This is a genomic window from Rhodococcus sp. (in: high G+C Gram-positive bacteria), assembly GCF_049591685.1.
Taxonomy (GTDB): Bacteria; Actinomycetota; Actinomycetes; order Mycobacteriales; family Mycobacteriaceae; genus Rhodococcoides.
In genome coordinates, this window is sequence record NZ_JBAWFH010000105.1 from 1 (window position 1) to 5,178 (window position 5,178).

Genomic DNA, 5,178 nt, shown 5'->3' on the forward strand with positions numbered 1-5,178 from the left:
TCGTCGGCCAACCCGGACGTGGTCCGTTGCCGTTGTAGTAGGGGTTCGACGGATCCACCAGCGGAAGCTGATCACCGAACTTCGGCGGAATGTACACCGGATCTCCCTCTCCCACACCGAAATTGCGCAGTGCAGTGCCGATCGACAGATCGAGCGAGAGGTACAGGTTGGCCGAATTGCCCTGGGTGACCTCTTCGATACCGTCGGGGAACGGAAGCGTCGGTATCAGCGGCAACGTCGTGACGATGTCGTCCGCAGATGCAGCCAGCGCCTGAAGCGTCGGGCGCAGCGCGCGGAGATCCGCGATCAGGTCGTCCTTGGACCGTTCGATCACATCGGTACCGACGGCACCCAGCCGATCGAGCTGGCCGAGCATCTGCGTCAACTGCGGACGCTGCTGCTCGAGAACCTCGGTGGCGATCGGGAGGTCCTGCAGTACCCGATCGATCTTGTCCGTCTGCGCACTGACCTCGGTGGTCAGGACGTCGAGACCGTCGAGCGCCCGGGTGATGTCGTTGCGCTGCTCTTCGAGTCCGGTGATCAGCGTGTTGGCCTCTTCGAGGAGGCTCCGGGTTGTTCCCTCACGCCCCTCGAACGCCGCATTGAGCTCCTTGACGATCGGCGCCAACTGACCAACGCCGCCGCCGTTGAGGACCAGGGACAGGGCACCGAAGACCTGCTCGATGTTGGTCGTGACCTCGGTGCGCTCCAACGGAATGGTGTCGCCGTCCTGCATCTTGCGCGGGTCGGTGTCCTCCGCCGGAACAGTGAGCTGAATGAACTTCTCGCCGAGGATCGACGTCTGCTCGACGGCCGCGGTCGCGTTGGCCGGCAACTCGACAGAGTCGTTGATGATGACGCCGACGTTCGCCGTCCACTCCCCGTCGGGGACGGAGATGGAGTCGACTCGGCCGACCTCGACCCCGTCGACCTTGACGGTCGACTGCGGCACCAGGTCGAGTACATCTTGGAACTGGATTGTCAGACTGATTGGATTGTCGCCCACCGACGCACCGCCTGGAAGCGGGATGCCGTAAATGCCCTGCGAGCAGGCCGTGGCCGACAGAACGACGACCGTGGCGCCGACGAGAGCAGTGAGGGGACGCCGTGGCGCGTTGATCCGAAATTTCATCGACGTTCTGCGAAGCGACGCGTTCACTGTCCCCCTCCAAGCGATTGCTGCAGACCGGGCAGCGTGTTGTTCTCACCGAGGCGAGGCGATACGACGCCCGGCACGGTTCCCGGCACGACGTTGTTCTGCTGGGTGTCGTTGGTCAGCACACCGAACGGCAGAACCAGCCCGGACTCCCGCACCGGTCCCTGGATCAGGGTGGTGATCTCACCGCATCGGTCGATGATGGGCTGGATTTGTGCGCCGAGTTGTTCGAAGCGCGGATCACCCGGCACCAACTTGCCGAGGTCGATGAGTCGGCAGACCGTTCCGAGCGGATCCTGCGTTTCGTTCTGCAGGTTCGCCCTCGACGCGAGCGTGCCCGATTCGGCGTCGTACGAATTGACCAGGTTGCTGATGGCGAGCGGCAGAATCGTCAGGGTCTCGACGAGTTGGTCCCTGTTGTTCGACAGCGTCTGGGTGGGTTGCACCAGGCCGTTGGCGGCCTGCACCAGCTGATCTCGGTTGTCCGCGACGAACACTGCGACGTCGCCGAGTGCGATGGAAAGCTGGTTGAGCGCAGCACCCAGGTCGTCGCGTTCGCCCGCCAGGAAGCCCGTCAGGTCTGCGAGTTGGTTGTTGAACTGACGAACCTGCTCGTCGTTTGCGGCAAGCGCGGAGACGAACGTCTGCAGGTTCTTCACGGTGTCGAACAGGTCGCCGCGCGAATCGCTGAGCGTGCGCGACGCCTCGGACAGCTTCGTGATCGAATCGCCCAGTGCGGCACCGTTGCCGTCGAGATTCGCAGCTCCGGTGTTGACGAGGTCGGTGAGCGCACCGTCCTTGTTCGCGCCGGTCGGCCCCAGGGCGTCGGAGAGTTCGTCGATGCTGGCGTAGATCTGGTCGACCTCGACCGGCGTCGCCGTGTTCTCCCGCGGGATGACCGCTTCGTCGGACAGCTTGTCGCCGCCCGAGTACGGGGGCGTCAGCTGCACGTAGCGATCGGACACCAGCGACGGCGTGATCTGCGCGGCGCGAACGTCCGTGGGGATGTCTACTCCCCGCTGCACTCGCATCTTGACCTCGACCTGGTCTCCCTGGGGCACGACCGAGGTGACCTTGCCGACCTCGACTCCGAGAACCCGGACGTCCGAGCCCTCGTAGATGCCGACCGACTTGTCGAAATACGCGGTGATGTTGGTCGAGCCTGCACGGGAAAAGACCCACCACAGACCCGCAGCCACGATGAGCACGATGACGACAGCGCCTGCGACGACGGCTTTGCCGCGGCCCTTCTTCTGCACGTTGTCTCCGGAGTCACTCATCAGTTGCCTCCCAGATCACGCGCGGGCTGACGGTAACCCGGAATGAGCGGCAGGCCGGGAGGAGTCAGGTTGGCGAGCGTGATGTCCAGCCAGCGTCCGTTGCCGACGACGTTGGCGTACAACCGCACGAACGGAGCGTAGAGCTCGAGTCCGCGGGAGAGCGCGTCGTTGTTCTCGTTGAGGATGTCGATGACTCCGTTCAACTGCTCGAGCATCGGCGTGATCTGCTCTTCGTTGTCGCGTACCAGGCCCGTCAGCTGCTGCGACAGACGCTGCACACCGGTCAGCAACTGCGAGATGGATTGCTGGCGGTTGTTCAGTTCTTCGAGAAGTGGTCCGGCGTCGGAGATGAGACGGTTGAATTCCTCGTTCCGGTCCGCCAACACCTTCGATGTCTTGCCCGTCGCCTCGAACAGCCTCTGCAACTCGGCATCTCGGCTCGCGATTGTCTCGGACAGCCTGCTGACGCCGTCCAACGAAGCACGGATGTCGGCGGGTGTTTCGGAGAAGGCCTGAGACAGCGTCTCGAAGCTGGCCGCGAGCTGAGGGGTGTCGATATCCTCGATGGTCGATGCTGCATCGGAGAACGCGTCGATGACGTCGTACGGGGATGTCGTGCGCTCCAACGGGATCGGATCCTTGGGTCGAAGAACCTCGTCGCCCCGTGGTTCGACGGCCAGGTACTTCTGGCCGAGGAGCGTCTTGATCTGGATCGACGCCGAAGAGTTGTTGCCAACCCACGCATCTTGCACGCGGAATTTGACCTCGACGCGGTCGCCGGCGAGTTCGACCGAGTCGACCTTTCCGACCTTCACGCCCGCAATACGAACTTCGTTGCCGGACTTGAGGCCTGCGGCCTCCGAAAATTCAGCAGTGTACGTCGAGCCGGCACCGAGAATCGGTAGCCGGTCGAGAGAGAACACCGCCATCGTCGCGAGCAGGACGAACATGATGCCGAGCGCACCGGCAACTGTCGGGCTACGTTTCATTCCTTGATCCCCCCGGCTTTGCAACGCTCGGCCGAATTTGTGTACAGCGGCTGATTCACCGTCGGCAAGCCTGTCGGAAGATTCAGGTTGGGCGAGGTGCCCGGTCCTGCCTGAATGTCGATTCCGCACAGGTAAAAGGTGAACCACGACCCCTGCTGCGCCGTGCGAATCAGCTTGTCGAGCTTCTTCGGCAGCGTTTGAATCACCTTGGTCAGGTCCGCCTCACGGGCATTGAGCGTGGTGGCCAACGTGTTGAGCGCCGACACCGAACCCTGGATGGACGGCCTGGTCGGTTCGAGCAGGTCGGCCGTGGCGTCGGTGAGCCCGGCGAGCGAGGTGACTGCCGATCCGACGACATCGCGGTCGGCGGACAGACCCGACACGAGTTGCTGCGTGTTGACGATGAGCGCATCGAGCTGGTCGTCGTTTTGATTCACCGTCTGCAACACCGTGTTCAGATTGGTGATGACGGCGCCGATGACAGCGTCCTTGTCGGCGACGGTGTTGGTGAGGCTTGCGGTACTGCGCACCAGTTCCGAGATGGTTCCGGATTCCCCCTGGAACACCTGGATGATCTGGTACGACAGTTTGTTCACGTCGTCTGCGCTCAACGTCTGGAACAGCGGCCGGAAACCGTTGAACAGTGTCGTCAGATTGACGGCAGGCTTGGTCTGCGACAGCGGGATCGTTTCGCCCGGGTTGATCTTGCCGCCCTGGTCGCCTGCACCCTGCTCGATGGCGATGTACCGCTGGCCGACGAGGTTGCGGTAGCGCAGGTTCGCGGAGACCGTCGACGGCAGCCATTCGCGTCCGTCGACCGAGAACTCGACCTTGGCCTCACGCTCGTTGACGATTTCGATCTTCTTCACGTCGCCGACACGAACACCGGCGATGCGAACCTCGTCGCCCTGGTTGAGCGACGCGACGTCACTGAAGATCGCGCTGTAGTTCTTTCCTCCGCCGCCGCTGATATTGGCGATCGAGAATGCCAGTACGCCCGTGGCGAGAATGGTCACCACCGCGAACACGATCAGTTTGACGAGTGGCGCGAGAAGCCCCCTCATTTGACGGTCACCTCCACACCCCTCAATGCCGGCGCCCCCGCCGATGTGACCCACGAAGGAACATCCTCCGGGGCTGTTCCTGTTGCGCCGCCGTAGATCACGGCCAACGTGTCACGTTCGAACTCAGAACCCTCGTAGCTCACCGGCTGCGCGTCCCCGAGACCCGGCAGTGCCGAGTACTGCGGCGCCGCGAGCTCCGGAATGTCCTGCGGACCGGGGTTTCTCGACGGGACCTGATACGAACCGTCGTTGGCCGACCCGCCCGGGTACTGCGGGAAGAACTCCCCCGCCTCGGTGTTCGCCGGCGTGTAGCAGCGCGGACCACGATCGTCGAACAGTCGTGGTTCGTCTTGGTTGGGCAGGTAACGGCCCTTCGGGTTGACGAACGAGGCGGTGACGTTGATGCCTCGATACTCGTCGCCGACACCGATGACTTTCTGCGCGCGTTCGACCACCGGAACGAACTGGGAGAAGGTACATCCGAACGACGGAGAGTACTGCGCCAACAACTCGAGCGCCTCACGCGAGTCCGCTGAAATGCGCACCAGGTTCTCCGCATTGACCTCCAGGAAATCCGCCGTCGACGCACCCGTCGCCGTCAGAGACGCGATCAACGTATCGACCGCCGGACGCTGCTCGACCAACGTATTACCGGTGACCGACAAGTTGTCCAGAGCCTCCACCAACTG

The 5,178-nt window shown here is 63.1% G+C and carries 5 protein-coding genes; all 5 read right to left on the reverse strand.

The window, feature by feature from the left end:
* Positions 1 to 1,132, reverse strand: a 1,132-nt coding sequence (locus WBQ44_RS04730) for an MCE family protein (RefSeq protein ID WP_495565583.1), incomplete at its 3' end; no start/stop codon positions are given.
* A 23-nt stretch (positions 1,133 to 1,155) separates the two neighbouring features.
* On the reverse strand, positions 1,156 to 2,436 hold the full coding sequence (locus WBQ44_RS04735; RefSeq protein WP_495565579.1) for an MCE family protein: 1,281 nt from the start codon (positions 2,434 to 2,436) through the stop codon (positions 1,156 to 1,158).
* Positions 2,436 to 3,425: an MCE family protein gene (locus WBQ44_RS04740; protein ID WP_495565580.1), complete on the reverse strand. Its 990-nt coding sequence runs from the start codon at positions 3,423 to 3,425 to the stop codon at positions 2,436 to 2,438. The genes WBQ44_RS04735 and WBQ44_RS04740 overlap by 1 nt, the downstream gene beginning before the upstream one ends.
* A complete protein-coding gene (locus tag WBQ44_RS04745) occupies positions 3,422 to 4,489 on the reverse strand; it encodes an MCE family protein (protein ID WP_495565581.1) in 1,068 nt (355 codons plus the stop codon). Before WBQ44_RS04745 ends, WBQ44_RS04740 begins: the two co-directional genes overlap by 4 nt.
* A partial coding sequence (locus WBQ44_RS04750) for an MCE family protein (protein WP_495565582.1) occupies positions 4,486 to 5,178 on the reverse strand: 693 nt, incomplete at its 5' end. The genes WBQ44_RS04745 and WBQ44_RS04750, both read right to left, overlap by 4 nt.